This is a genomic window from Natronosalvus sp. KLKA75, from assembly GCF_059736265.1.
In genome coordinates this window covers 231916-256677 of sequence record NZ_CM185522.1, presented here as the reverse complement: position 1 = coordinate 256677, position 24762 = coordinate 231916, and the positions used below count along the sequence as shown (strand labels likewise).

The 24762-nt window shown below is 64.9% G+C and carries 22 protein-coding genes; 9 read left to right on the top strand and 13 right to left on the bottom strand.

What is annotated here, in order from left to right; genetic code table 11:
* The first annotated feature begins 62 nt into the window (after positions 1-62).
* From AC6I65_RS01240 to AC6I65_RS01225, 4 genes are all read left to right on the top strand, one after another.
* Positions 63-590, top strand: coding sequence for a hypothetical protein (locus tag AC6I65_RS01240; protein ID WP_497902296.1), 528 nt, complete (start codon positions 63-65; stop codon positions 588-590).
* A 95-nt stretch (positions 591-685) separates the two neighbouring features.
* The gene (locus AC6I65_RS01235) at positions 686-1573 is read left to right on the top strand and encodes a ribose-phosphate diphosphokinase (RefSeq protein WP_497902295.1); all 888 of its coding nucleotides are present in this window, start codon (positions 686-688) and stop codon (positions 1571-1573) included.
* 195 nt (positions 1574-1768) lie between these two features.
* Positions 1769-2314: a heme NO-binding domain-containing protein gene (locus AC6I65_RS01230; RefSeq protein ID WP_497902294.1), complete on the top strand. Its 546-nt coding sequence runs from the start codon at positions 1769-1771 to the stop codon at positions 2312-2314.
* A gap of 135 nt (positions 2315-2449) precedes the next feature.
* Positions 2450-3013: a hypothetical protein gene (locus tag AC6I65_RS01225; RefSeq protein WP_497902293.1), complete on the top strand. Its 564-nt coding sequence runs from the start codon at positions 2450-2452 to the stop codon at positions 3011-3013.
* A gap of 87 nt (positions 3014-3100) precedes the next feature.
* On the opposite strand, the gene AC6I65_RS01220 is transcribed toward AC6I65_RS01225, so the two are convergent.
* Complete coding sequence (locus AC6I65_RS01220; protein WP_497902292.1) at positions 3101-4321, bottom strand: S24/S26 family peptidase; 1221 nt, start codon at positions 4319-4321, stop codon at positions 3101-3103.
* Between the two features lie 134 nt (positions 4322-4455).
* Here AC6I65_RS01220 and AC6I65_RS01215 point away from each other — a divergent pair, with 134 nt between their 5' ends.
* Positions 4456-6006, top strand: a complete 1551-nt coding sequence (locus AC6I65_RS01215) for a DNA-directed DNA polymerase II small subunit (RefSeq protein ID WP_497902291.1) — start codon at positions 4456-4458, stop codon at positions 6004-6006.
* A gap of 40 nt (positions 6007-6046) precedes the next feature.
* On the opposite strand, the gene AC6I65_RS01210 is transcribed toward AC6I65_RS01215, so the two are convergent.
* The 4 genes from AC6I65_RS01210 to serA form a co-directional block, all read right to left on the bottom strand.
* Positions 6047-6553: a hypothetical protein gene (locus AC6I65_RS01210; protein ID WP_497902290.1), complete on the bottom strand. Its 507-nt coding sequence runs from the start codon at positions 6551-6553 to the stop codon at positions 6047-6049.
* Positions 6554-6630: 77 nt separating this feature from the next.
* Positions 6631-6795, bottom strand: a complete 165-nt coding sequence (locus AC6I65_RS01205; RefSeq protein ID WP_497902289.1) for a hypothetical protein — start codon at positions 6793-6795, stop codon at positions 6631-6633.
* Positions 6796-6865: 70 nt separating this feature from the next.
* Positions 6866-7633 carry a hypothetical protein gene (locus AC6I65_RS01200; protein ID WP_497902288.1) on the bottom strand — a complete coding sequence of 256 codons (768 nt, stop codon included), beginning with the start codon at positions 7631-7633 and terminating at the stop codon, positions 6866-6868.
* 88 nt (positions 7634-7721) lie between these two features.
* Complete coding sequence (gene serA, locus AC6I65_RS01195) at positions 7722-9302, bottom strand: phosphoglycerate dehydrogenase (RefSeq protein ID WP_497902287.1); 1581 nt, start codon at positions 9300-9302, stop codon at positions 7722-7724.
* 213 nt (positions 9303-9515) lie between these two features.
* Between serA and AC6I65_RS01190 the strand changes: the two genes are divergently transcribed.
* Both AC6I65_RS01190 and AC6I65_RS01185 read left to right on the top strand, forming a co-directional pair.
* Entirely contained in the window at positions 9516-9989 is a 474-nt protein-coding gene (locus tag AC6I65_RS01190) for a FlaD/FlaE family flagellar protein (RefSeq protein WP_497902286.1), read from the top strand.
* A 310-nt stretch (positions 9990-10299) separates the two neighbouring features.
* Positions 10300-10800: a helix-turn-helix transcriptional regulator gene (locus AC6I65_RS01185; protein WP_497902285.1), complete on the top strand. Its 501-nt coding sequence runs from the start codon at positions 10300-10302 to the stop codon at positions 10798-10800.
* Between the two features lie 107 nt (positions 10801-10907).
* Here the strand turns inward: AC6I65_RS01185 and AC6I65_RS01180 are convergent, their stop codons facing one another.
* The 6 genes from AC6I65_RS01180 to AC6I65_RS01155 all read right to left on the bottom strand — a co-directional run bounded on the left by AC6I65_RS01180 (position 10908) and on the right by AC6I65_RS01155 (position 19226).
* Positions 10908-11492 carry a hypothetical protein gene (locus AC6I65_RS01180; protein WP_497902284.1) on the bottom strand — a complete coding sequence of 195 codons (585 nt, stop codon included), beginning with the start codon at positions 11490-11492 and terminating at the stop codon, positions 10908-10910.
* 90 nt (positions 11493-11582) lie between these two features.
* The gene (locus AC6I65_RS01175; RefSeq protein WP_497902283.1) at positions 11583-13136 is read right to left on the bottom strand and encodes a carboxypeptidase M32; all 1554 of its coding nucleotides are present in this window, start codon (positions 13134-13136) and stop codon (positions 11583-11585) included.
* Entirely contained in the window at positions 13061-15631 is a 2571-nt protein-coding gene (locus AC6I65_RS01170; protein ID WP_497902282.1) for a hypothetical protein, read from the bottom strand. The genes AC6I65_RS01175 and AC6I65_RS01170 overlap by 76 nt, the downstream gene beginning before the upstream one ends.
* A gap of 39 nt (positions 15632-15670) precedes the next feature.
* Positions 15671-16735, bottom strand: a complete 1065-nt coding sequence (locus AC6I65_RS01165) for a hypothetical protein (RefSeq protein ID WP_497902281.1) — start codon at positions 16733-16735, stop codon at positions 15671-15673.
* A 217-nt stretch (positions 16736-16952) separates the two neighbouring features.
* Positions 16953-17555 (bottom strand): TIGR00296 family protein, encoded by a 603-nt coding sequence (locus AC6I65_RS01160; protein ID WP_253431914.1) that lies wholly within the window; start codon positions 17553-17555, stop codon positions 16953-16955.
* Between the two features lie 150 nt (positions 17556-17705).
* Entirely contained in the window at positions 17706-19226 is a 1521-nt protein-coding gene (locus tag AC6I65_RS01155) for a carboxypeptidase M32 (protein ID WP_497902280.1), read from the bottom strand.
* Positions 19227-19389: 163 nt separating this feature from the next.
* On the opposite strand from AC6I65_RS01155, the gene AC6I65_RS01150 reads away from it, so the two are divergent.
* Positions 19390-19932, top strand: a complete 543-nt coding sequence (locus tag AC6I65_RS01150) for a DoxX family protein (protein WP_497902279.1) — start codon at positions 19390-19392, stop codon at positions 19930-19932.
* A 52-nt stretch (positions 19933-19984) separates the two neighbouring features.
* Here the strand turns inward: AC6I65_RS01150 and AC6I65_RS01145 are convergent, their stop codons facing one another.
* Both AC6I65_RS01145 and AC6I65_RS01140 read right to left on the bottom strand, forming a co-directional pair.
* The gene (locus AC6I65_RS01145) at positions 19985-21079 is read right to left on the bottom strand and encodes a M20 family metallopeptidase (RefSeq protein WP_497902278.1); all 1095 of its coding nucleotides are present in this window, start codon (positions 21077-21079) and stop codon (positions 19985-19987) included.
* A 136-nt stretch (positions 21080-21215) separates the two neighbouring features.
* The gene (locus AC6I65_RS01140) at positions 21216-22634 is read right to left on the bottom strand and encodes an O-antigen ligase family protein (protein ID WP_497902277.1); all 1419 of its coding nucleotides are present in this window, start codon (positions 22632-22634) and stop codon (positions 21216-21218) included.
* Between the two features lie 221 nt (positions 22635-22855).
* On the opposite strand from AC6I65_RS01140, the gene AC6I65_RS01135 reads away from it, so the two are divergent.
* Positions 22856-24742, top strand: a complete 1887-nt coding sequence (locus AC6I65_RS01135) for a PINc/VapC family ATPase (RefSeq protein ID WP_497902276.1) — start codon at positions 22856-22858, stop codon at positions 24740-24742.
* The last annotated feature ends 20 nt before the right edge of the window (positions 24743-24762 follow it).

Below are 24762 nucleotides of genomic sequence, written 5' to 3'. Positions count from 1 at the left end.
CGGACGGCGTCAGACGAGCGTCTGACGGGGAGTTATCAGTAGGGCACCCCATTCGCTCGAATATGACCGGATTGACACGCAGACGGGTGCTCGCGGCATCAGGGATCGCCGGTGCAATGGCGACCGCTGGCTGTCTGGGATCGGCCGACGAAGGTGACGGGAACGGAAACGGGGACGAACCGGACGACGGCGAGGAACCGGCACCGACCGGAACGCGCCTCGGCGAAATCACCGTCGAGAACCTCGACGACGTAGACCACACAGTCGACGTCCTCGTCGAGTACGACGGCGAAATCTCCCACTGGTCGACCCACGAGTTCGACGACGAAACCGGCGGCGCCACGCTAGAGGCCGACTGGCCCGACGAACGGGGCGACTTCCGGGTGACCGCCCGCATCGACGGCGGAGACTTCACGCAGGTGACGCCGGCGAACTGGAGCGAGCCCGACTGCCTCAACCTCATCGTCCTGGTCCGCCGGGACGGCACGGTTCGCATCGCCGGCGTCACTGAAGGCGGCCCCTGCGGATCGGGCGACGTGGACATCGAGGCCGCCCAAGACGCCGAGAAAGGGAACGAGAGCGACGAGTAGGAACTCGAGTCGACGACCGCGGGAAGAAGCGAAGACGAGGACGACGGGAGCGACGAACGAAAACGGGTTTTACCACGGGCGCGCTTTCCACGCGTATGACCACCATCGTCAGCGCCTCGAGTTCCCAGGCGCTCGCGGCTGCCCTGGCCCGCGAACGCGACGCGACGCTCGCCAGCGTCGCCTACGACCGCTTCCCCGACGGCGAACTGTTCGTCAGCCTCGAGGGCGAGTCGACGGACCTGGCGGGTGAGCGCGTCGTCGTCGTCGCCGCGACAGCCTCGAGCGACGCCCACGTCGAACTGCTCTGTCTCCAAGACGCCGCCCGGGAGGCCGGCGCGTCCGAGGTCGTCACCGTCGTCCCGTACATGGGCTACGGCCGCCAGGACAGGGCGTTCGAGCCCGGCCAGCCGATCTCGGCGCGCGCCGTCGCCCGGTCGATTTCGACCGGCGCCGACGCGACGTTCGTCGTCACCCCGCACGAGAAATCCGTCTGTGGATTCTTCGAACCGACGGCGACGCCCGTCGACGCCGCGAGCGTCCTCGCCGACCCGCTTCCGGCCGATCTCGAGGAGCCGGTCTTTCTCTCCCCCGACTCTGGGGCGATCGAGCTGGCCGAAACCGTCTGCGATGCCTACGGTCGCGGGGAGACTGACTACTTCGAGAAGACCCGCCGCTCCGGCACCGACGTCGAGATCTCCCCGAGCGACGTCGACGTCGCGAATCGAGATGTCGTCGTCGTCGACGACATCATCGCCACCGGGGGCACGATGAGCGAAGCCGTCGCCGTCCTCGGCGAGCGCGGCGTCGGGCGCGTCTTCGTCACCTGCGTCCACCCGCTACTCGTCCGGAACGCCTACACGCGGCTCTCGAACGCCGGGGTCGAGGCCGTCTACGGCACCGACACCCTCGAGCGACCGGCGAGTGCCGTCTCCGTCGCGCCAGTCGTCGCCGAGGCGCTCGAGAGCGCGGGCTACCTCGACTGATCTCGGATCACCGGGAAAATTGCCGCGAACGGACGGTCGAAGACCCATGAGTCGAACGACATATTACGGTTGGGTCGAATCATCGATTCGAACGGGAGATTCGGCGGAGGTTCACCAGAGACTCACTGGAGATTCACCAGAGACACGCCGGGGGTACCGACGAATCATCGACTACGCGACACACACTCGTCTCAGATGCACGGACTCGTCCACCAGACGCTGAAGACCTACGTCGTCGAGAAGACCGACGAAGCGAGCTGGGCGGTCGTCCTCGAGCGCTCGGGGATCGATCCCCGGCTCTACCTGCCGGTCTCGCACTACCCCGACGAGGAGATCGCGACGATTCTCGAGACCGTCGCCGAGTTGTCGGGTCACGAGGTGGCCGCCGTCGAGCGCGACTTCGGCCGAACGCTTGCTCCCGCGTTGCTCCAGAACTTCCGCGCGCACTGGCGAGACGACTGGTCGCTCGTCGACCTCCTCGAGGCGCTCGAAGAGATTGGCGCCGCACTCGCAGCGAAGTCGGCCGAGAACCGACCGCCGACGGTGTCATGCGAGTCGACCGAATCGGGTCTCCAGGTCACGTACCGCTCACACCGCGATCACCCGGCGATGGCCCACGGCATCCTCGAGGGACTGGCCCGCGAGTTCGAGGTTGACGCGACGGTAACCCGGGTCGAGACCGATCGGACCGACGAGAAGACGCGGGCCGTGTTTCGGCTGGACGGCGACGGACTCGAGTAATCGACGGGGAGAAATCGGCCTGGGCGCCACCACGTTAGGCACTGGCAAACGAAACGGAGAGCGCCCGCAGTCGCGTCGAAACAGTGGTTAACAGGAGACTAACCAATAGGGGCGGGGTAGAGCGCTCGAGTAGCTATGAGCGACTACCCCAGGGACGAGCCGGACGCCTCTGACGCCTCGGACGTCTTCGACGACGTCACGCCCGATCCGGACGCTGTACTCGACGCCTTCGACGTCGACTCGCCAGACGACCTGCTCGCCGACGCCGCCATCGGTGACGGTGCTCACGACCCCACGACCGACGACGCCATCGACGCCGACGACACCATCGCGAGCGAACTCTTCGACGAACTCGGGCGCGTCGCCCGCGAACTCGAGGCGACCGATACGGTCGAACGCGAACCCGAGGGGTCGCTCACGACGGAACTCACGGCGGAACGCACGACCGAACGAACGCAACTGGGCTACGAGGAAGCCGACGGCGTTGGAGAAACGACCGTCGAAAAGCGCGTTCGCGAGCTGCCGTCGTCCTGGCAGGCGGCCTTCGGCCGCGAGTCGGACCGAAGCGAGGGCCGAACCGAACGCCGACAGCGGCGAACCGGGAGACGGCTCCGCGTCCGGACCGAATCCGACCTCACGCTCTCGGGGCCGACACCGTCGCCGGTGCGTATCTCGAACGAGACGTTCGGGCGAGTTTGAGTCTGAAGGTGATACACAATACGAAACACGAATCGAGGCGGCGCACGAATCGGCCGGTCAGCGTCGGGACGATCTGCGTCGAGACGGTCAGCGCCGCCTCGAACGAGGCGGATACGCGAATCCAATTGCGCCGATCATTCCGAGAAGCGTCGGTGAAAGGAGGGAGAGGCTGCTCGAGACGTCCGGAATCACCGCGAACGGGAAGAGTTTCTCGAAGCTCAGCCGAACGTGCCCGAGCCACGGGATACGGAACATGCCCTTGCCGGTGGTCCACTCGGGCTTGACGACCGACGTATCGGCGCCGACGTTCGCCGTCTGGTCGTAGCCGCTGTTGGCGTCGCCCTTCGTGACGAACCCGTCGTGGGGGGCCGGGCAGGCCCGAACACGCTCGCAACTGGCGCCGTTGACGAACTCCGGATTCGCTTGCCCGTCGACCCAGTTCTCGTCGGCCTCGACCCAGAAGTGGGCGCGGTGGATCACCGGCGTCTCGCGTGCGTTGCCGTTCGGCCGGAAGATGATCACGTCGCCGGCCCCACCGAACTTCTCGTGGCCGTTCTCGAGACCAGCCTCGCGGGTGACGATTCCAGTTCCGTCGACCGGATCGTCGCCGGCGAACCGATCCTCGGCGACGACGAAGATCATGTCCCCGCGTTCCATGTTGGGTTCCATGCTCCCGCTCTCGACGGCGACCAGCGGCGGCCAGATGCCGCTGATGCCAAAGAGCACCAGGCCGATGACGGCCACGAGCGCGACGCTGCTCAGCACGTCGCGGACGGCGACGACGGTGCCGTTGTTGGTCCGGAGGAACCAGCGGATCGGGCCGTCGTCTTCGATCGTCACCCGGTCGTCGTCCGGCCGCGCCCGTTGTGGCGGTGGCGGTGTCCGGTCGCGCTCCCGGGTCGTCTGGCTGGCGAGCGTCGACTGGCCTTCGGACACGTCGACACCGCCATCGCTGTCACCGCCTGCGTTACCGACGTCGTCGTCACCACTACCGCTACCAATGTCGCCGTAGCCGCTACCGCCGCCGCCATCGGCACCGCCACCGCTACCGCCGCTACCAACGTTGTCACCACCGCTATGGACACCGTCTCTATCGCCACCATCGCCGGACGCCTGCCCCGGCGACGGAGATTCGCCTCGGCCCGCACTCGAGTCGTCTTCTGCAGGTAGTCGACCCGAGTCGGCCCGTTCGGTACCATCGTCCCTCGACTGATCGCCGTCCGCCCGGTCGTTCGGGCGTTCCGGCCCGGTGCGGTCGGCGCGCTCACTCGAGTTCTCGCGTTCGTCGTCGCCGCCGTCACCGCTCATCGACTCCCGGTTTGGGGGACGCGGCAATCAATTTTCTGTTCGAGGGTGAGTCGCGTTCCCACGCCGACAGGTCGTCGCTCGAACGGACGGTCGTATCCGCCATCCTTTTATCGTCACTCGCGAATACGCAGGACGTGCCACTCGAGGGGCCGGCCCGGATCGTCAGCGAACTCACCAGCCGCGGCTACAACGCCGACCGCGAGGCGGTGACGCTCATCGCCACCGCGGACGATCCCGCCGGCGTCCTCGAACGCGCTATCGACGCCGCCCCCGAGAACGCGCTCGTCCTTCGGACCGAGGACGTCAGGACGGTGCTCGACGGCGCAATCGACCAGCCTGCCTCGAGCGAGGCGACGTCCGCTCGCCAGGACCCCCCTATTTCGACTGGAACCACCGCCGACGTATCGCCACAGGGCGAGGGTAGCGCTCCAGTCGAAACGAAGGGGGATTCCGCTCCGAGAACACCGCTCGACCCGAGTCGGCAGTCGATCGACGTCGCCAACGACATGACCGGCCAAAGTACCGGCACCGGCGAGTACGAGGACTTCGTGGCAGTCTTTCGCGACCGCCTCGAGCGCCTCGGCGGCAAACTCCAGGGTCGGGTCAACCACCGTCCAGCGACCGCCATCCAGTCGATGCCCGGCGGCGGCGAGGTCGGGATGGTCGGGCTGGTCAACGACATTCGCTCGACGGCCAGCGGCCACTGGCTGATCGAACTCGAGGACGCCACCGGGACCTTCCCGTGGCTGGTGATGAAAGACCGCGACTACGCCGACCTGGTCGACGAGTTGCTCTGTGACGAGGTGCTCGCGATGGAGGGAACGCTCTCGGACGACGCGGGTATCGCCTTCGTCGACTCGATGTACTTCCCGGACGTCCCCCGCACCCACCAGCCCTCGACGGCCGACCGCCACGTCCAGGCGGCGCTCATCAGCGACGTCCACGTCGGCAGCCAGGAGTTCATGCACGACGCCTGGAACCGCTTTACCGACTGGCTCCACACCGAAGACGCCCAGCACGTCGAGTACCTGCTCATCGCCGGCGACATGGTCGAGGGCGTCGGGATCTACCCGAACCAGGACGAGGAACTCGACATCATCGACATCTACGACCAGTACGAGCGCTTCAGCGAGTACCTCAAGCAGGTCCCGGGCGACCTCGAGATCGTGATGATCCCGGGCAACCACGACGCGGTTCGCCTGGCCGAGCCCCAGCCCGGCTTCGACGAGAACCTGCGCGAGATCATGACCGCCCACGACGCACAGATCGTGAGCAACCCCGCGATGGTCACCGTCGAGGGCGTCTCCGTCCTGATGTACCACGGCGTCAGTCTGGACGAGGTCATCGCCGAGCTTCCTGCGGAGAAAGCGAGCTACGACGACCCACACAAGGCGATGTACCACCTCCTGAAAAAACGCCACGTCGCGCCTCAGTTCGGGGGCCACACCCGCCTCGCCCCAGAGGAGAAGGACCACCTGATCATCGACGAGGTACCCGACATCTTCCACACCGGCCACGTCCACAAACTCGGGTTCGGAAAGTACCACAACGTGCTCGCGATCAACTCCGGGTGCTGGCAGGCCCAGACGGATTTCCAGAAGAGCGTCAACATCGACCCCGACTCCGGCTACGCGCCCATCGTGGATCTCGATACGCTCGAGGTCACCGTGCAGAAGTTCGCGTAGGTGTGCTACCCGTCGCCGACGTCGTAATCTCCATAGAGGTCTAGATGTATCCCTCGATAGCCACCGAAACCGACTCGAGGGCGTCGTCTCGTTCGTCAGTGACCCTGACGAGCAGCGAGTGGATTCCCAAATCGTCGTTCACGCCCCGCCACCACGGGTGTTTGACGGTTACGTCGAGGTGAAGTCCGCCGTCGGTGCGGGAGATCGCCTCGAGTGCGAGATCGGGCTCTGTTTGCATTCCCGTCTGGACGAGTATGAGAGACGAGGCGTCGAAGTCGGTTTCTTCGGCAAATGCGATCGCAGAATCGTCGAAGGAAATCTCGTCCGTTCCCATATCCTCATCTCGGATAATCCTGTATCGCTCTTCTCTCCAGCCGAGATCGCGATCAGGCGGTGCTGGCTCGCCGAACACGTCTCCGCTAACGTACAGCGTTTCGACGTCCATTCCGTCCGGCAGGGACGGCGCTTGATACCAGTTCCACGCGACGTATCCGCCCGAAACACTGGCGCTCGCTCCGACGAGAGCGAGTACGCGCCTTCGGTTCATTGAAGACGTGTCGTATGCAAAAACCATGACTCTTCGGGAGGTATCCAGAGCATGATTGATAGAGTGCTACTCTCTTGCTACGTTTCTCGTACATTTCGTCGGTCGGTCTCGTACGCCCACACTGCACTCACCCCCGCACCGACGACGATACCCGCACCGAGTCCGAGAATTCCACCGACCGTGCCCCCGAGAACGCCGCCCAAAAAGGCGGACGCGGTCACGACCAAATCCTTGTAGTCCATGCAATTAATTAGCTATCGGATGCAATAATTGTGGCGGTGGCCGAAGACACGGTCCAGGAAACCCGACGAGCTAGCGGGAAGAACCATCGATAGCCGTAATATCGGTAATACGCTCGAGGACGTCCCGCGCCGACTCGAACGACTCCAGCGACGAGAACCGGAGTTCGTGGGGGCGGGGCTCCCCGATGAGACCGATCGTTTTCTCGAGGACGCGCCCGGGAACACCCGCTGACGGCTCGTGCCAGGAGAGCGCGATCACGCGCTGATCCCGATCGGGTTCGATTCTGGCCAGCATTCGCACGCCGAAGTACGTATTCCCGATACAGAGCGACGGCGGCGCGATGCGGTACGACGTCTCGCCGTGCTCCCACTCGACGAGCGATTCCGTCGAGAACACGCCCGCCGGATGAGGCTCGAGTGCCGCGCGAACGACCGAAATCACAGCGGGGTTCGCGTCCTCGTCGAGGGTGAGCGACGTGTGTTCCGGAACGTACTCGAGACAGCACCGACCGTCGCGAGAGAGCCGAATCGACCTGAGCGCGTGCACTCGCTGCCAGGAGTCGATCGTGAGCAGTGCTGTCAGTTCGTCGCCAATCTCGCGGTCGGTGGCTCCCTCGTAGACGATCTCGTCACCGTCAGACCGTGCGCCGAATCGATCCTCGAGCAGGGAAATCACGTCGTCGTAGTCGTCTTCGAAGTGCGGCCGCTCGAGACGGATCGCTATCGACTCCGAGACCGCCGCTGTCGCGACGATGGCGTCGACCAGGAGTCGATCGTGCGCGTCGGTACCGATCACGGGGTCGCCGACGAGCACGGCATGGCTCGACTGGTGTTGCACTGTATACACCACCAAGCGCGGCATAAATGAGTATTTCTGACAGCTCGAGCGACGATGACCGAAGACGAGCGAAATCGCCGGCGAACGACTACCCGTTCAGCGTGAGGTACCGAACACCGATGATCCGTTCGTCGGCCTCGAGTTCCTCCCTCGCCTCGTCGGGTACCTCGCCGTCGACGTTGTAGACGGTCAGCGCCTCCCCGCCGTGGGCCTCCCGGGCGTTGAACATCCCCGCAATGTTGACGCCGTGGGCACCCATCACGGTCCCGATGAGGCCGATGACGCCGGGTTCGTCCGTGTTCCGGGTGACGACCATCTTCCCGTGGGGGATGGCGTCGACGCGGTAGTCGTCGATGCGGACGATCCGCGGGTCGTTGCCCGCGAACAGGGTACCGTCGACCGTGATCGCGTCGTCGCCGCTCGAGACCGTCACCGAGATCAGGCTCTGGAAGTCCTCGCTCTGGCGACTCTTCGACTCGGTCACGTCGACGCCCCGGTCCTCGGCGATCTGGGGGGCGTTGACGGCGTTGACCTGCCACTCGAGCGGTTCGAAAACGCCCTTCAGCGCCGAGGCGGTGACGAACTCGACGTCCTCCTCAGCGATGTCGCCCTCGTAGCGCACCTCGATGGACTCGATGCGGGCATCGAGCACCTGGGCCGCGATCTTGCCTGCCGTCTCGGCGATGTTGATGTAGGGCTCGAGGCGCGGGAACGCGCTCTCGTCGATCGACGGCGCGTTGAGCGCGTTCGCGACTGGCTCCTCCGCGAGGGCGGCGACGACCTGTTCGGCCGTCGAGGTCGCGACGTTCTCCTGGGCGGCCTCGGTCGAGGCCCCGAGGTGGGGCGTGACGATGACGTCCTCGACGAACAGCAGCGGCGAGTCCGCGGGGAGCGGTTCCTCGCGGAAGACGTCGAGCGCCGCACCCGCCACCACTCCCTGCTCGACCTTCGCCGCGAGTGCGTCCTCGTCGACGATGCCCCCGCGACCGACGTTCACGAGGTAGCCGTGACCGAAACGCTCGAGTTCGGCGTCGCCGATCAACCCTTCCGTCTCCGGGGTCAGCGGGGTGTGTATCGTCAGGAAGTCGCCGCGCTCGAGGCAGGTCTCGAGGTCGACGAGTTCGGCGCCGAGGCGGTCGGCGCGCTCCTCGGAGATGTACGGGTCGTAGGCGACGAGGTCCATCCCGAGCGCGTCGAGTTTCTTCGCGACCTCCTGGCCGACCCGACCGAGGCCGACGATGCCGAGGGTCTTGCCGTTGAGTTCGGTCCCCAGGAACTCGCTCTTGGCCCACTCACCGTCCTTCAGGCGGGCGTGTGCCTGCGGGATCGAGCGAGCGGCGGCGAACGTCATTGCGACCGTGTGCTCGGCGGCCGCGCGGACGTTCCCCTCCGGCGCGTTGGCGACGATGACCCCCTCGTCGGTGGCCGCCTCGATGTCGATGTTGTCGACCCCGATACCCGCCCGCCCGACGATCACGAGGTTCTCGCCCGCTTCAAGGACCCCGCGCGTGACCTCCGTTCCCGAGCGTACGATCAGCCCGTGTGCCGTCGAAACCGCCTCGAGGAGCGCCTCGCCCTCGAGTTCGTAGGCCGTCTCGACCTCGTGGCCAGCGTCGCGGAGTACGTCCAGACCCGCGTCGTCGATGGGGTCCGTGACCAGAATCTTCATGCGCGAGTCAATCGCGTGCAACGGGTAAACCCTTCCGAACCCTGCAGATGTTGGGCCTGTGTGTGAGGCCCTCACAAAGACGCGAAAACGAGCACCGCTGTCCGCGACTCATCGCTCGACTCACCGCTCGAAATGACGGGAATGTTCATGCCTGCTCCGGCGAAGAACCCAACAGACACGCAGCCAGACGGCCAGGCACCCCACACCCCCATCATGTCATCCCCCACCCCCACCCCGTACCTCGAATCGCTCGAACAGTCCTCGGCCCACGCCGACGCGACGATCAAGTGGGCTCGCTACCTCGGTGAGACTTTCGGCACCACCGGCGCGCTCAACTGCCTGCGGTACTACGAAACCCTCGGGTGGATCAGCCCGTTGGTCCGCAAGCAGATGACCTCCTACCTCCGCGGCCTTTCGCTCGGCGAGATCCACAACCGTCGCTACGACGAACCCGCAAGCCTCGAGTACCCCCTCGAGTCGCTGTCGGGGACGCTCTTTGGCGCCCACGCTCAGAGCCTCGAGTACATCTCGAAGATCAGCGGCGACGACCTCGAGGAACACGTGATGATCGCGCGGATGGCCGAACGTCGCGTCGAGCGTCGACTGGACGACGAGGAGGAGAAGGACTCGAGTCAGCCGAGTGAGATGGTGAGCATCATCCGGGACGAGGCGACGAGCCTCTCCTGACGGCGAACCACCATCTTCTCGACGACGCCGACCATCCAGATTCGGCCGTCGAGATGGACGACATGTATTATTTCGTATATGAGTTTGAGATTCTCCCGTAAACCCCCTCAGTCGGAGCCTGAGTGCTGAAAACGCAACTTTCAATCTCGGACAATCGGTTTTCATACCGGCAAGAATCGGCCACGTTCTTTATTACGTGGTAGTTCATCCTCTTGAGTAATTCACGATCGGAAATGGAATCAATCCAACCGTTCTCCCGTGCGTGGGGAAGGGTGGTGCGTTCGGTCGTGAACCCCCCAGGTGTTCGAAAATGCGTGAGCAACCCCCCAATACGAAGTCCGTCCTCGAACAGTTCTCGAGCGCGGCGACTGCGGCAGGGCAGTCAGCACAGTACGATATCACGATCGGGACGACCAAAGAAGACAGTCGTGCCGTTGAGCGCGAACTCGACGAACTCATGGCGGAGGTCACGAGTGCGCTTCCGACCGACGACGTCCAGTTCGACGACGCCATCATCAAGGAGAACCTCGACGAGATTCTCCTCATGCTCATCTCGCTCCACGGCGAAACCCACGGCAAGGAGCTCCTCTCGGACCTGACGCACCTCTTCGGTGCCCAACTCAGTCCCGGGACGGTCTATCCGAGCCTCCACGCGCTGGAGGACGAGGGTGTGCTCTCGATGCACGCGAAGGTCCGTACGAAGGAGTACGCCATCGCCGACGAGGACTACGTCCGAGCGACCGTCGAGCAAACGATGCTCCAGCACCTCGCGTTCGGGTTGCTGTTGTACGCGTTCTTGCCGCGGCTGTAGGTGTAGACGATTTTCTCGTCAGAACGTTCGACGGCAGCCGATACTCGTGGATTCTCTCTGGCGAAGTCATCCGAACAGTGATTACGAGCAGTGGCTACGAACAGTGACTACGCTCGAGGGTCGGAGTCCGGGTCGTGGCTGGTGTCGGGATCGACGTCGGCGTCAGCGTCGGCGTCGGTGTCGGGTCCGGGTTCGATGACGTCGTCTCCGAACTCGTCGGCGCGAGGTCGTTTCGCACGCTGATCCTGGCCCTGGTCTTGACCTCGACCTCGATTCTGGTCTCGATCGCGGCCCCCGGACTCACCGGACTCGATCTCGATCGTCGTCCCTCGAGTCTCCTCCTCGCGCCGTTTGCCGATCAACTGCTCGATGCCCCGCTCCGTCTCCTCGTTGATCGCCCACAGCACTCGCCCGAGTCGATCGGCGTCGCCCGCCAGCCGCTCGAGGTTCTCGTCTGGCGCGAACTCCTGGATGCTCCGGGCGCCGTCCGGGTGGAGATACTGTAGCGGGTGGTCCGGCGGCACGTCGTTGAGGTCGACGTCGAAGCCCCAGAGGTACGGGAGCGCCTGTACGGCGTACCCGTGCGGTTTCGGCGCTCGGCGGCCCGCCGCAGTGAGCGCGAGAGTGACCGCGGTCGATTCGGCGTCGGTGTCGTAGTAGATGCCCGGCATCCCCGGTATCGAGAGGCGCATACTCGAGCCAGGGTACCAGGAGAAAGAAGCACTCGCCCGGCATACACAGGGTCGCTCGCGGCGCCCGCTCGAAACCGGGCCGATCCAGCGCTACAGTCCGTACAGCGCCCGGAACTTCTCGTCGACGTACTCGAGGAAGTACTCGGCGGTGAGCGGTTCGCCTGTCGCCACCTCGATCAACTCCTCGGTCGGGTAGCGCTGGCCGTGGCGGTGGACGTGCTCGGTCATCCACTCGCGCAGGGGGTCGAACTCCCCCTCCCGGACGAGCGCGTCTACCTCGAGGTCCTCGCGCATCGCGGCGTCGAGCTGGGCTGCGAGCACGCTCCCGATGGTGTACCCCTGGAAGCCGGCGAAGCCGTACGACCAGTGGGTGTCCTGGAGACAGCCCTCGGCGTCGGTCTCCGGTCGGACGCCGAGGTAGTCGTCCATCTTGTCGTTCCAGACCTGCGGGACGTCGACGACCTCGAGGTCCCCCTCGACGAACGCCCGGTCGATCTCACACCGGAGGATGACGTGCAGGTGGTAGGTGAGTTCGTCCGCCTCGACCCGGATCAGGTTGTCGGGGTAGATCCGGTTGACCGCCGCGTACGCCTCGTCGACGGTCACGTCCTCCAGGTGGGGGAAGTGCTCTTTTACGGTGGGGAGAATCAACTCCCAGAACGCTCTCGTCCGGCCCACGTGGTTCTCCCAGAAGCGAGACTGGGACTCGTGGACGCCCGAGGAGAGCGAGGAGCCGAGCGGGGTTCCGTACTGGTCTTTTGGGAGGCCGAGCTGGTAGGTCGCGTGGCCGAACTCGTGAATCGTCGCCGTCAGCGCGTCGAGCGGGTCGTCCTCCCGAAAGCGAGTCGTGATCCGGGCGTCGAACTGGTTGCCGGACATGAACGGGTGAGGAGCCGTGTCGAGACGGCCGTGGGTTCGGTCGTAGCCCAGCACGTCTAGGACGGCCTCCGAGAGCGCCATCTGGGTCTCCTCGTCGTAAGTGTGGCCCGCGAACGGCGTCGGCAACTCGCGGCCCCGCTCTTGAATCTCGTCGATCAGCGGAACGAGATGCTCGCGCAACTCGTCGAAGATGCGCTCGACCGTCTCGAGCGGCAGGTACGGCAAACTATCCTCGTAGAGCACTCGATAGGGGTTTTCCGCGGGGTCGATCGCCGCGGCGCGCTCGCGATGGAGGGCGATCAGTTCCTCGAGCGCCGGTGCGAACCGCTCGAAGTCGTCGGCCGCTTTCGCCTCCTGCCAGACCTGCTGAGTCTCGGCCTGGTGGGCCGTCAGCCGCTCGATCAGGTCGGCCGGGACGTCGACCGCCCGGTCGTGCTCCCGGCGGAGTTCGCGGACGACCGCCGCCTGCTCGTCGGTGAGGCCGTCCGCAGAATCGGCGTTACCCGTATCCCGCGTCACCCCATCGGACTCGAGCGCCTCGAGCCACGTCGCCACCTCGTCAGCGGTCAGCAGTTCGTGTGCGAGCGACGAGAGCGTCGACAGTTGCCCCGCTCGCGCCGGCGTTCCCCCTTCGGGCATCATCACCCGTTGATCCCACCCCAGCGCCATCGACGCCATCCGGACGTTCGTCAGCTTCTCGGATCGCTCGAGAAGCCGATCGTAGGCGTCCGACGGGTCGATGGCAGTCTCGTCAACAGTTGCCATATTTCGTCTCGAAAGGTTCGAGTGGGTGATAGTAAATCCTCGGGTCGATCCGACCATCGTATGTAGAGAAGCGAGTTCTTCAGCGGCGAAGGCTTACAGCCACTCGGCGGTCCGGATCGACGTGATTGAACTATCGCTAACTGAGGAAGATCGACGTTATACTTGCTGAAAATGCGTTCCAGCCATTTTGAGTTCCCTATCGAACAGACCGAGATCGGAGTCCCCGGGCGTTGGAGTGGTGGCACTAGATGCCTGGCAATCGACGAGAAACACGACGTTCCCATGACTACTGATACGACTTCGAGTGCGGCGCCTCGAGTCTGACCCGTCGTGCGATATTTGTTCGCGTGGAGGTCGACCAGCCGGTTCGTCGTTGCCAGTTCCTCGTCGAGGAAATACCGCACGTCGCTCGCGCGCTCGAGGTCGTTGACGAACCGGACCGCGGCGTCTCCGTCGGCACTGTTCGCCAGCCGGGCTGCCAGTGCAGTCTGCTCGCTCGTCGAGAGCTGCTGCAGATGCGGTCCGGAGATTTCATCGAGTCGTGAGACTCCCGTCTTTTGTTTGTAGGGCGAGAAGCCCCGCTCCTGTAATCCGGTCCTGACCGCCGGCGTATCGATGTGCGGGTTCCCTCCGTCAGGAACGAGCCGGTGACTGATCTGGGTCGTCCGCGTCGACTGCCCCGACCGGACCGCCGGCAACACGCTCTCGAGGTCGTCCGAGGCCCGCCGCAGCTGGGTGGCCACGTCGCTCGCACTCGTCGCCCCTTTCGAGAACCCTTTGTCGCCGACGAGCGTCTCGATGACGAGAAACGCGCTGTACCCCGAATACCAGCCGTTGGCGAACTGGCAGTGGGTAAACTCCTCGTCGCTGAGCCCCAGGTGGTCGCCGTCAGAGTAGCCGAGCGTTCCCAGACACGTCGAGAACGACTCGAGTGGATCGCTCGAGGGAGCTGGATACGGATTCGCCTGCTGTTGATCGTGATAGATGCTCGGTGGCAGATCCTTCGCAATCTCGACCCAGGGATTCCGCATCGGATCCACAGAGGCACGTCCCATCTCCTCGATGAACTCGGTCATCGCCGTCGCCATCTCTCGCGGCTCCTCCCGAACCAGGCGGATGAAATCCGGCAACTCGGCCGCACCCATCGTAACACCGGTCAGAACCCCTGCTTCCTCGGGCGAGTTGAGTTCGGTCGCTAATTTGACCGCGTAAGGGTGTTTGTAGTACAGCGTCTCGGTCCCTATGTTCTCGTGGACGTCTTCGACGGTGATCGTCGTCAGCGAGCCTCGCCACGGAGTGAGAGCGATCTCGAGGGTCGACTCGAACGTCGAGGTGTCGAATTCTGATTTCTTCCCAGGATACGTGTTCTTGTCAAATCTCGCACCATCACGCCTGAGTTCAGCACTCGCCACGCCAGCGGAATCACTGAGTTCATACCCATAGGTCACCCAGTATTTCGGCAATTCGAACTTTTCATTATTTATCCCCTCGTTGATCGACGACAGGCTCACCGCTGGCGGCGTCACCGTGAACATCGTCGGATCCTCCCTGTCGAGTTCGAGAGCGTCTCGATCCGAAATCCCGTCACCGGTCGTATCCCGAAGCTCGGGATCGGTTCCCAGCTCGAACTCCTCGGCGTCGCTCAATCCGTCGCCGTCGGTGTCGTCGATCAGCGGGTTCGAGTACACCCTCCGTTCGGTGAAAAACTGCCCCAAGTCGCGGTCGCCGTCCGGATCGACGAGCGCCTCCATCATCGCTTCGGCGTCGCTGTGCTCGTCGACGACGTGGATCTTCCAGCCCTCGAGTTGCTGGCGGTCGGTCAATCCGTCGCCGGTCGAATCGATACGAGCGGGATGGGCAGTAGCACCGTTGACCACGGCTTTGAGGTCCCAGGCACCGTCGCCTCGATCGGACCTGACGAAATCCCACTCGAGGTCGATGACCTCGGCGTCGGTCAGCCCGTCGCCGCTCATGTCCGCAACCGTCGGATCCAGGTCGAGAGGGGACCAGAAAACGCCCGGTGAACCATGACGCATCCTGAGGGGCATCGTCTGGACTTCGTCGGGGATACCGGTGTCCGCAGTATCCTCGAGGAAACTCACGTAGTCGACCTCGAGTTCGTCGTCGTTCTCGGCCCGGAGCTGGACGGTCACCTCCTGGCCGGCGAAATCAGAGACGATGAGCGATGTGTTGTGCCAGTCCGTATGAGCAGAGACCGTTCTCGTCCGGTCGTCACTGATCAGCCTGAGTTCGGCGTCTCCGGTTCCGCGCAACCGCGTGTCGAAGTGGATCGTTTCCGCCTCGGACAGCGATACCGTTCGCTCGAGGGTCGAAATTGTCGGAACAGGCTCGTGGTCGTCGTCATCACTGCCATTTCCACTATCATCGCCACTGCTATCACCGTCGTCGCCACTACTATCACCGTCGTCGCTGTCATCATCGTTGCCACCACTATCACCGTCGCTGTCGTCGTCATCGTCCCCACCGGTCGGCACACAATTCTCCATGTTGGGGTACTTATCACACGTCGGGATTTACAGGATACCGACGTTTTCCGATGAACTGTGGTCACTATCGTGGACCTCGTACCCGCTTCCCACCTTGGCGACACCGTTAACCTGATCGACGTCGCCGTCGGCCGTCCACCCCTCGAGTGTCTGGAAATCTTCGAGGACCGGCCAGCCCGGCGATTCGGTGACCCGCCAACTACCAATCCCGGTGCCGCCCCCGTAAATTGGCACTATGTACGAGAACGAGCCAACGGTTGCTGTCGCGGTTCGATTCGTTTCGTCGACCGTCGTGTCGACGGGCCTCCATCCCTCGTCAGTCGACGGATCCCACTTGATGACCGTGATATTTTCAGCGTCGGCGATCGATTCCTCGATCGGGAGTTCGACCGTCGCACTTTCAAAGGCGGTATCGTTCGTAATCCGAACCATCGGCCCCGCGACTGGATCGGCCGCGTCCAATCCGTCACTGACGTTCGTCACTCGAATTCCGTCGGCAACGACACCCTTACCAGTCGCTGCAACGGTCACCCCGCTGTCCTCGTCGGTCGTCTCCGTCGTGAACGTCCGCTCGCTCGCGGGCGTCCCGTCCGGGGCCGTGTCGTTCGCCAGCGGATCGAGCTCGAGGCGAATCTTTTCGCCGTCCGTGAGTCCGTCGCCGCTCGTGTCTCGGACCAGTGGATCGGTTCCGTGGACGTGTATCTCCGCGTAATCCGTCAATCCGTCACGGTCGGTATCCGGAACGTGCGGATTCGTTCCGTGGGCTTGCTCCTCGAGCAGCGTTAACCCGTCGCCGCTGAGGTCCCGGTCGCGGTTGAGAACGCCGTCGTCGAACGAGTCGTTCACCAGCGGGTCGGTTCCCGACACGTAGACCTGCCAGCCGTCCTCGAGCCCGTCACCGCTCGTATCCGGGTCCAGGGGATCGGTGCCGATCCAGTACTCTTCGTACGATACCAGCCCATAGCGGTCGAGGTCTTTCTGCCCGTCAAGCAGTCCCCGGTCCGACTCGTTTGCATCCGTGAACGTCGAGTTGCTGTCCGGGTCGAGCGGAGCCGTCCCCCTTACCTCGAGTTCGCACCAGTCGAAATTCACCTCACCTCACCCGCCAGCCGTCCCTACTCACTGCCGACTTGAGGCGCCAGGCGACGCGTCAAATGCTGTTCGTCGATGCGCCGCTCGCTATAAAAAGTGTAGTGTCCCCCTCCCCTGGTGGACGCCTCCCGAAGGCGCCACCTCCGACGTGCGTCTGTCCGGCGATTGGGCACCGAGCGCGGGCCACATCGAGCCAGGACCGACGCGACGGGAGACGTTACAGTTCCTCGATGCTCCCGTCGCTCGAGCGCTCGCGGAAGACCTGTCCCTCGAAGAGGGTGACGACGACGTCGTCGTCCTGCCAGGCCGTCGGGGGGAGTCCGGCCTTGCGACACGTTCGGTCGAGGTACTCGCGGGCGCTCCAGCCGTTCTCGACCGGAATCGTCGGGTAGAGCCACCCCGCGTTGCCGCCGCCGTCGATGGCGACGCCGTGGGTTCCGAGTTCGAGGTCCTCGAGCGGGTCGTCGGTGAGCAGGATGTTCCGAACCGTACAGACCGAGACGGTCAGGTTCGAGAGTTCCGAGGGCGTCACCTCCGAGCCACAGGAATCGCCGCTCGCGGCTTCGATCGCCGCGTCGACGATGACGTGACCGAGCTGTTCACCCGAGCGATAGCCGCCGGCACAGCCCCGGAGGCTGCCCCGACCGCGGGTCGATTCAAGCCGGACGAACGCGCCGGTGCGCTCGTAAAAGGTCTCGCGCATGCTTCCCGGGTGTTCTCGTTGGCCGTGCCGTACGTAGGATTCGACGGATTCGCGTGCGAGTTCGACTGCACGCGCCCCGTCCTCGTAGGAGAGGTCTGCGCCCTGTCGCTGGGACATACAGACGTACAAGGAGTTACGTCCCCTAAAGCGCTTCTATTGGAAAAGGGGTATAGTAGCCCCGGCTTACGGGGACGAAAAATCGCCTTGCGTCGGGCACAATACGGGATTACTGGCGCCCGTTCGGCCGGCCTCGAGAGTGGCTCAGCCTCAGTAGCTCTCGAGATCGTACAGGTCGCCGTACTTGTGCTTCGCGTACTCGAGGAAGTAATCGGCCGTGTAGGCCTCGCCGGTGGCTTCCTCGACCAGGTCCGGCGTGGTGTAGCGCTTGCCGTGGGCGTGAATCTCCTCGCGAAGCCAGCCGTTGAGGTCCGCGAAGTCGCCCTCGTGGACGCGGTCGTCGAGCTCTCCGAGGCCGTCCTCGGCGGCGGCGTACAGTTGCGCGGCGAGCACCGATCCCAACGAGTACGTCGGGAAGTACCCGAACGAGCCGTGGCTCCAGTGGATGTCCTGGAGACAGCCCTCGGCGTCGGTTTCGGGGCGGACGCCGAGGTACTCCTCGTACTTGTCGTTCCAGGCTTCGGGCACGTCCGACACCTCGAGGTCGCCCGAGATTAGGTCGCGTTCGATCTCGAAGCGAACGACGATGTGGAGGTGGTAGGTGAGTTCGTCCGCCTCGACCCGGATCAGGTTGTCGTCGTAGACCTGGTTGGCCGCCTGGTAGGCCGCCTCCGGGGAGACGTCCTCGAGTTCGGGGAAGCGCTCGCGGGCGATCGGCAGGAAGTGCTCCCAGAATGGACGGGAACGACCGACGTGATTCTCCCAGAGGCGGGACTGGGACTCGTGGACGGTCAGGTCTCGCGCTTCACCGAGCGGGGTGCCGTATCCCTCGTCGGGGAGCCCGAGGGTGTAGTTGGCGTGGCCGAACTCGTGGATGGTCGACGTGATCGAGCCCAGCAGGTCGTTCTCGTCGAAGCGAGTCGTCACGCGCGCGTCGAACTGAGTGCCCGTCGAGAACGGGTGCGGCGCGGTGTCGAGGCGACCGCGGTCCCAGTCGTAGCCTAGCGAGTCCAGGACGTCGCGCGCCAGCGCCTCCTGATCGTCGTCGTCGAACGTCCCCGCGAACGCGTCGGTTTCGACGTCGGCCTCGGAGTCGTCGATGGCCTCAAGCAGCGGCACGAGTTCGTCGCGCAAGCGCTCGAGGACTCGCTCGGCGGTTTCGAGGTCGAGGTAGGGTTCGTAGTCGGCAAAGAGGACCTCGTAAGGATCGGCGTCCGGATCGATGTGGTTCGCGTACTCCTTTTGCAGGTCGACCAGTTTCTCGAGCGTCGGTTCGAAAATCGAGAAGTCGTCTTCTTCTTTGGCCTCGACCCACGTCGGGTGGGCGTTCGCGGTCGTCTCCGAGATCTCTTCGACGAGGTCCTGGGGAACGCTCGTCGCCCGGTCGTACCGCCGTCGGATTTCGCGGACGACGGCTTCTTCTTCCCCGTCGAGTTCGGTATCCTCGAGTGCCTCGAGCAACTCGCCGGTTCGCTCGTCGGTCAGCAGTTCGTGGCCGAGCGCCGAGAGCGTCGAGAGCTGTTTCGCCCGCGCGGGCGTACCGCCCTCGGGCATCACGACCTCCTGGTCCCACCGGAGGATTCCGGCGGCGTTGCCGACGTTCGAAATGCGCTCGATGCGCGTGAGAAGTTCGTCGTACGCGTCCGTTTCCGTCTCCGAGACTGTCGCCATGTCACTGCAATACTTGCGGCGGGCTATCAACCTCGTGGTTTCGGTGAACGCCTCGAGATGGTGCTGGCAACGCCTCGAACGGAGCGAAACGAGTTGCGAGACGAATACCACATGCTGGGAATTGCTCCCCCTGTTTAATGGTTCAGCAGACGACTGTTCAACCATGACAACAGAAGAAGTACGACTGCAAAGCACAGTTGCAGGATACACGGCGACCGGAAAGCTTCACACCCTCAGCGTCTGGTTCATCCTCGCGCTGCGACTGATGATGGGACTCGCCTTCTTTCAGAGCGGATTCGACAAGGTCCTCGGAGACTTCAGTGCCGGCGGCTACCTCGGCAGTCGAGAGGCGGGGCCCGCCGCGGACCTGTTCGTCTCGATGGCCGAAACCGGCTGGTTCGTCGACTTCGTGAACATCGCCGTCCCGTGGGGCGAGGTCTTCATCGGCCTCGGGCTCATCTTCGGCGTCCTGACGCGCCTGGCGGCCTTCTGGGGCGCGTTCATGATGCTCATGTTCTACCTGGGCAACTGGGACATCTCCCACGGCTACATCAACGGCGACTTCGCGTACATGCTCGTCTTCCTGTCGGTCGCCGCCTTCGGCGCCGGCCGCATCCTCGGGCTCGACGCCTACATTGAGCAGTACGAGGTCGGCGGCCAGCCGCTCGTCGAGCGCTATCCGTGGACGCGGTACTTCCTCGGGTAGGCGGGCGCTCTCGAGACCTTTTCTCCGATCAGGAGTCGCGTCGGCCAGCGATTTACCCGTCCCGCTTCCAGCCCGTAGACGCGAGCCGTCGGTACGTCTCGCGGCAGCGCTCGAGCGCCCGGATTGAGACGCTCTCGGTTGCCGTGTGCGCCTCGCCGGGTTCGGACGGGCCGTAGACGACGCACTCGGTGCCGGCCTGGGCGAGCCAGCCGGCGTCGGTGGCGTGGGGTTTCGTCACGAGTTCCGGCGGGTTCGACGCGTCCGACTGGACTGCTCGAGCCACCTCGAGCACCCGTTCGGCGAATCCGTCGTCCCCACAGCGCATCGGCGGCAGGTCCTGGTCGACCGCCCACTCGATCCCTGGCAGGTCCGCGACGGACTCGAGGTCGACCCGCTCGCCCGGGACGGTTCGTTCGTCGACCGTCAGCGTACACGACTCGGGAACGACGTTGATCCCCGACCCGCCGTTGATTTCGGTGACGGTGGCCTGCCCCTCGAGCGGTTCGCCCGCGACTTCGACCGTCGGGGCCTCGAGGTCGCGAATCGCCTCGACGGCGTCGGCCGCGCGGTAGATGGCGTTCTCGCCCGCGTCGGGTTCGCTGGCGTGGGCCGCCGTTCCGCGGGCGGTGATCGTGCTCCCGCGGCGACCCCGGTGGGCCACGGCAACGTCGGTCACGCCTGGGCCGGAGTAGTTCGTCGACCCCTCCCCGACGACCGCGTAGTCGGGGACGAAGCCGTGTTCGATGGCGTGGCGGGCGCCGACGCCGCCGACTTCCTCGCCGACGAAGCTCGAAAAGACGAGTTCTCCGGGAGGCTCGGCGTCTCGAAACGCGATCATCGCCGCCGCGACGGCCCCCTTCATGTCGGCCGCGCCGCGACCGTAGAGGCGCCCCGCTCGTTCGTCGACGACGTACCCGCCGTTGTCCTCGAGCTGTGAGGGGGCCGGGTCGACGACGTCGTGGTGACCGACGAGTGCCAACGACGCTCCGCCCGCCCCTCGTCGGGCGATCACGTTCCCCACCTCGTCTCGCGTGACGTCGGCATCGGTTTCGCGTCGCAGCCAGTCCTCGACGTAGTCGCCCGCGGCCGTCTCGTCCTCGTGGCTGGGAATCGAGACGAGGTCGCGAGTCAATTCGCGAACGTGCATGGCGACGGGTACGACGGCGGAGGTGTTGGGTCCACCGGGTTCGGCTCTCGAGCGTGGATCTGACCACACCCAGATCGAGCGTGGAACCGATCACCTCCGGATCGAACGTGGGTCTGACCGCCGCCGGCTCGAGCGCTCAGTCCCCGAACAGGAGGTACCCGATGACGAGCGACCCGATCACCGCACCGGGCGACCACCAGAACAGAGTGTAGGACTCGAATAGCTGGTGGACGGCCCAGCCGGCGGCGAACGCGAGCATCGCGACGTCGACCTCGCGGTACTCGATCGCCCCGGCGACGACGCTGCCGACGACGAGACCGAGGTACGCGAGGCCGCCGACCAGTCCGAACCGGACGAACACCGAGAGGTACGAGTTGTGCGGCGACGCGGACAGTCCGCCGTCGAGGTAGGGCTCAATGACGTGGCTCGCCGGAGCGCCGTAGCCGAACAGGAACGGCCCGTCCCGGATCGCCGCCAGGCTCCCGGCCCAGAGGTCGAAGCGGTTCGAGTCGGAGATGCCGATGACGTCGACGTACATTCCGAGGAGAAATCCGGTAATCGTGAGGGCGGTCGCGACGAGTACCGCTGGAACGGCGCGTCGACCGAAGACGACGTACCCGGCGTAGATCACGACGGCGGTCGCCGCGGCGAGCATCGACGCCCGGGCGTTCGACAGAAACAACCCGAGGCCGCAGATTCCGGCGAGGGCGGCGGTGACGGCCCCACCGAGGGGGCGCCTGGTGGCGACCGCCCAATGAAACTCTACCGCGGCGGCGACGAACCCGGCGAAGGTGACCACGCCGAGGGAGTTCGGGTTCACAAAGATCGATCGCATGATCGTGACGTCGGTCTCGATTCCCGGGAGCGACGGGGAGCCGGACCACTGGCGAACCTCGAAGATCCACAGCGAGTAGTCGCCGACGAGGTACGTGAACAGGCCCAGCAGGACGACGGCCGCGGCCAGGCGAGCGAGGATCCAGAGGAACACCCGTTCGGGAACGAGGCGTGGAATCACGGCGAGGCTGCTCCCCATCACGACCAGGGCCCACACGGGCCAGCGCGACTGCGAACTCGAGGGGACGAACGCCAGCGTGTGTGCGAGCGAGACGGCGGCGAGTGCCGCGAAACAACCCACCGCGACCCACTCGCCGACCGAGTACTGCCTCGCGTCGGTGACGAGGAGGAAGAACGAGACGATGGCGACGAAGACGACGACGACCGAGAGCGGTCGGATCGACCCGAATCCGAATCCCGGCGAGCGGCTGCGATAGACGACGGCGAGGACGGCCGCGGCCGCGGCGAGAATGACGACGAGACCGAGTCCACGGCGGACGGCCGCTCGAGATGAGGCCACGGCGAGTCGACAGCCGAGGACTGCCCCGGGGACGACCGCGACGGCGGCGAGGTGCCACGCATGTACCGAGTCGGTCGCGTTTGCGACGACGACCAGTCCCAGGTAGCACGCGAACAGGAGGCCGGTCGCGCCGGTCGTGAGCCAGCCGTCGCTCCGGTCGAAGACGAGCGGCGACGCCGGTTGCTGGTCGATCGTAGCCACAGTCGTGGCAATCACAACGAGTGATAAATAGCTGTTCCAATCGACAATCTGCCAGGTACAGGTCGAGCGACCACCCTCCAGACGCGTTCTGTCTCGCTGACTGTTCGCGACTGGACGATTTCCGCGTACTCGCCCGTCCGGCAACCAGCACGCGTCCGGCAGCCGCACACCTGGTATCGCCGGTGGACACGCTTATACGCCTCCGTCGAGCAGTTACCGTTATGCACGTCGTGCCGGACACGAGCGTGGCCATTGACGGCCGCGTCTCCGCTGCGATCGAAGACGGGCAGTTCGAGGGAGCGACGGTCTCGGTACCGGAAGCCGTCGTCGCCGAACTCGAGGCGCAGGCCAACGACGGCCTCGACAGCGGCTGGGACGGCCTGGGCGAACTCAAACGGCTGGCCGAGTTCGCCGACGAGGGCCGCATCGACCTCGAGTACGTCGGCGAGCGGCCCTCCGCCATCGAGCGCGGCCACGCCGCCGAGGGCGAGATCGACGCCGTCATCCGCGACCTGGCCGAGGACCTCGAGGCCACCTTCGTCACGAGCGACATCGTTCAGGCCGAGGTGGCCCAGGCGAAGGGCCTCGAGGTGGATTATCTCTCCCCCGAAGTGCGGCGAGTCGGGACTCTAGCCATCGAGGAGTACTTCGACGACCAGACGATGAGCGTCCACCTCAAGACGGACACGCGGCCGAAGGCCAAACGCGGGGAGATCGGCGACATGCACTACCAGGAAATCGCCGACGAGCCCCTCGACGAGGACACGATGGACGAATACGCCCGCGAGGTCGTCGACGGCGCCCGCGAGGCTACCGGCGGCTTCATCGAACTCTCGGAACCGGGGATGAAGATCGTCCAGTTCCGGGACTACCGGATCGCCATCGCTCGGCCGCCGTTCGCCGACGGTATCGAGATCACCGCCGTCAGACCGATCGTCCAGACCGACATCGAGGACTACGAACACGCCGACGAACTGAAGGAGCGTCTGCTCGAGCACCAGCGCGGCGTCCTCATCTCCGGATCGCCCGGAGCCGGGAAGTCGACGTTCGCCCAGTCGATCGCCCGCTACCTGAACGACCACGACTACGCGGTCAAGACGATGGAGAAGCCCCGCGACCTCCAGGTCGGCCCCGAGATTACCCAGTACACCGAACTCGGCGGGCGGATGGACAAGACCGCGGACGCCCTGTTGATGGTCCGGCCCGACTACACGATCTACGACGAGGTCCGCAAGACCGACGACTTCGAGGTCTTCGCGGACATGCGCCTCGCCGGCGTCGGCATGATCGGGGTCGTCCACGCGACCCGTCCGATCGACGCCCTCCAGCGACTGGTTGGTCGGGTGGAACTGGGGATGATCCCGCAGGTCGTCGACACCGTCGTCTACATCGACGCCGGGGAGGTCTCGACCGTCTATGACGTCAAGACGGAGGTGAAGGTCCCCGCGGGGCTCACCGAGGAGGACCTCGCTCGCCCCGTGATCCAGGTAACGGACTTCCAGACGGGCAAACCCGCCTACGAGATTTATACCTTTAACCGCCAGGTCGTCACGGTCCCACTCGAGGACGGCGGCGAAACTGCAGAGAGTGGCGTCGACCGCATCGCCAAGTCCGAGATCGAACGCGAGATCCGGTCGATCGCCCGTGGCTACGTCGACGTCCAGTTGAAGAGCCAGAACCGCGCCGTCGTCTACGTCGAGGAAGATGACATCTCGACGGTAATTGGCAAGGGTGGCGGGCGAATTACCGACGTCGAGAACCGGCTTGGGATCGATATCGACGTACGAACGCACGACGAGAATCCCCACGGGTCGGGCTCGGGCGGTGGAGGTAATGGCCGAGGTGGCCACGGCAGCGCGGGCAGAAACAGCGGCAACGCACAGCCAGCCGGCCAGATCGTGACCCCCGAGATCACCTCGAGACACGTCATCGTCCCCGTCGACGGCAACCACGGCGAAACGGTCGAGGTGCAAGCCGGTGGCGAGTACCTCTTCACGGCGACGGTGAGCCGCGGGGGCGAAATCCAGGTTTCGAGAGGGAGTGCGATCGCGGACGATCTCGAGGACGCGATCGATCGCAAGCGGCCGATTACGGTCGTCCCGTCGTAGCCATCGTCCCTGTTGTACTG

Excerpts from the sequence above, each read along its gene's own strand:
- AC6I65_RS01240 (WP_497902296.1), top strand. The coding sequence starts at position 63 with ATGACCGGATTGACACGCAGACGGGTGCTCGCGGCATCAGGGATCGCC.
- AC6I65_RS01235 (WP_497902295.1), top strand. The coding sequence starts at position 686 with ATGACCACCATCGTCAGCGCCTCGAGTTCCCAGGCGCTCGCGGCTGCC.
- AC6I65_RS01230 (WP_497902294.1), top strand. The coding sequence starts at position 1,769 with ATGCACGGACTCGTCCACCAGACGCTGAAGACCTACGTCGTCGAGAAG.
- AC6I65_RS01225 (WP_497902293.1), top strand. The coding sequence starts at position 2,450 with ATGAGCGACTACCCCAGGGACGAGCCGGACGCCTCTGACGCCTCGGAC.
- AC6I65_RS01220 (WP_497902292.1), bottom strand. The coding sequence starts at position 4,321 with ATGAGCGGTGACGGCGGCGACGACGAACGCGAGAACTCGAGTGAGCGC.
- AC6I65_RS01210 (WP_497902290.1), bottom strand. The coding sequence starts at position 6,553 with ATGAACCGAAGGCGCGTACTCGCTCTCGTCGGAGCGAGCGCCAGTGTT.
- AC6I65_RS01205 (WP_497902289.1), bottom strand. The coding sequence starts at position 6,795 with ATGGACTACAAGGATTTGGTCGTGACCGCGTCCGCCTTTTTGGGCGGC.
- serA (WP_497902287.1), bottom strand. The coding sequence starts at position 9,302 with ATGAAGATTCTGGTCACGGACCCCATCGACGACGCGGGTCTGGACGTA.
- AC6I65_RS01190 (WP_497902286.1), top strand. The coding sequence starts at position 9,516 with ATGTCATCCCCCACCCCCACCCCGTACCTCGAATCGCTCGAACAGTCC.
- AC6I65_RS01185 (WP_497902285.1), top strand. The coding sequence starts at position 10,300 with ATGCGTGAGCAACCCCCCAATACGAAGTCCGTCCTCGAACAGTTCTCG.
- AC6I65_RS01180 (WP_497902284.1), bottom strand. The coding sequence starts at position 11,492 with ATGCGCCTCTCGATACCGGGGATGCCGGGCATCTACTACGACACCGAC.
- AC6I65_RS01175 (WP_497902283.1), bottom strand. The coding sequence starts at position 13,136 with ATGGCAACTGTTGACGAGACTGCCATCGACCCGTCGGACGCCTACGAT.
- AC6I65_RS01160 (WP_253431914.1), bottom strand. The coding sequence starts at position 17,555 with ATGTCCCAGCGACAGGGCGCAGACCTCTCCTACGAGGACGGGGCGCGT.
- AC6I65_RS01155 (WP_497902280.1), bottom strand. The coding sequence starts at position 19,226 with ATGGCGACAGTCTCGGAGACGGAAACGGACGCGTACGACGAACTTCTC.
- AC6I65_RS01150 (WP_497902279.1), top strand. The coding sequence starts at position 19,390 with ATGACAACAGAAGAAGTACGACTGCAAAGCACAGTTGCAGGATACACG.
- AC6I65_RS01145 (WP_497902278.1), bottom strand. The coding sequence starts at position 21,079 with ATGCACGTTCGCGAATTGACTCGCGACCTCGTCTCGATTCCCAGCCAC.
- AC6I65_RS01135 (WP_497902276.1), top strand. The coding sequence starts at position 22,856 with ATGCACGTCGTGCCGGACACGAGCGTGGCCATTGACGGCCGCGTCTCC.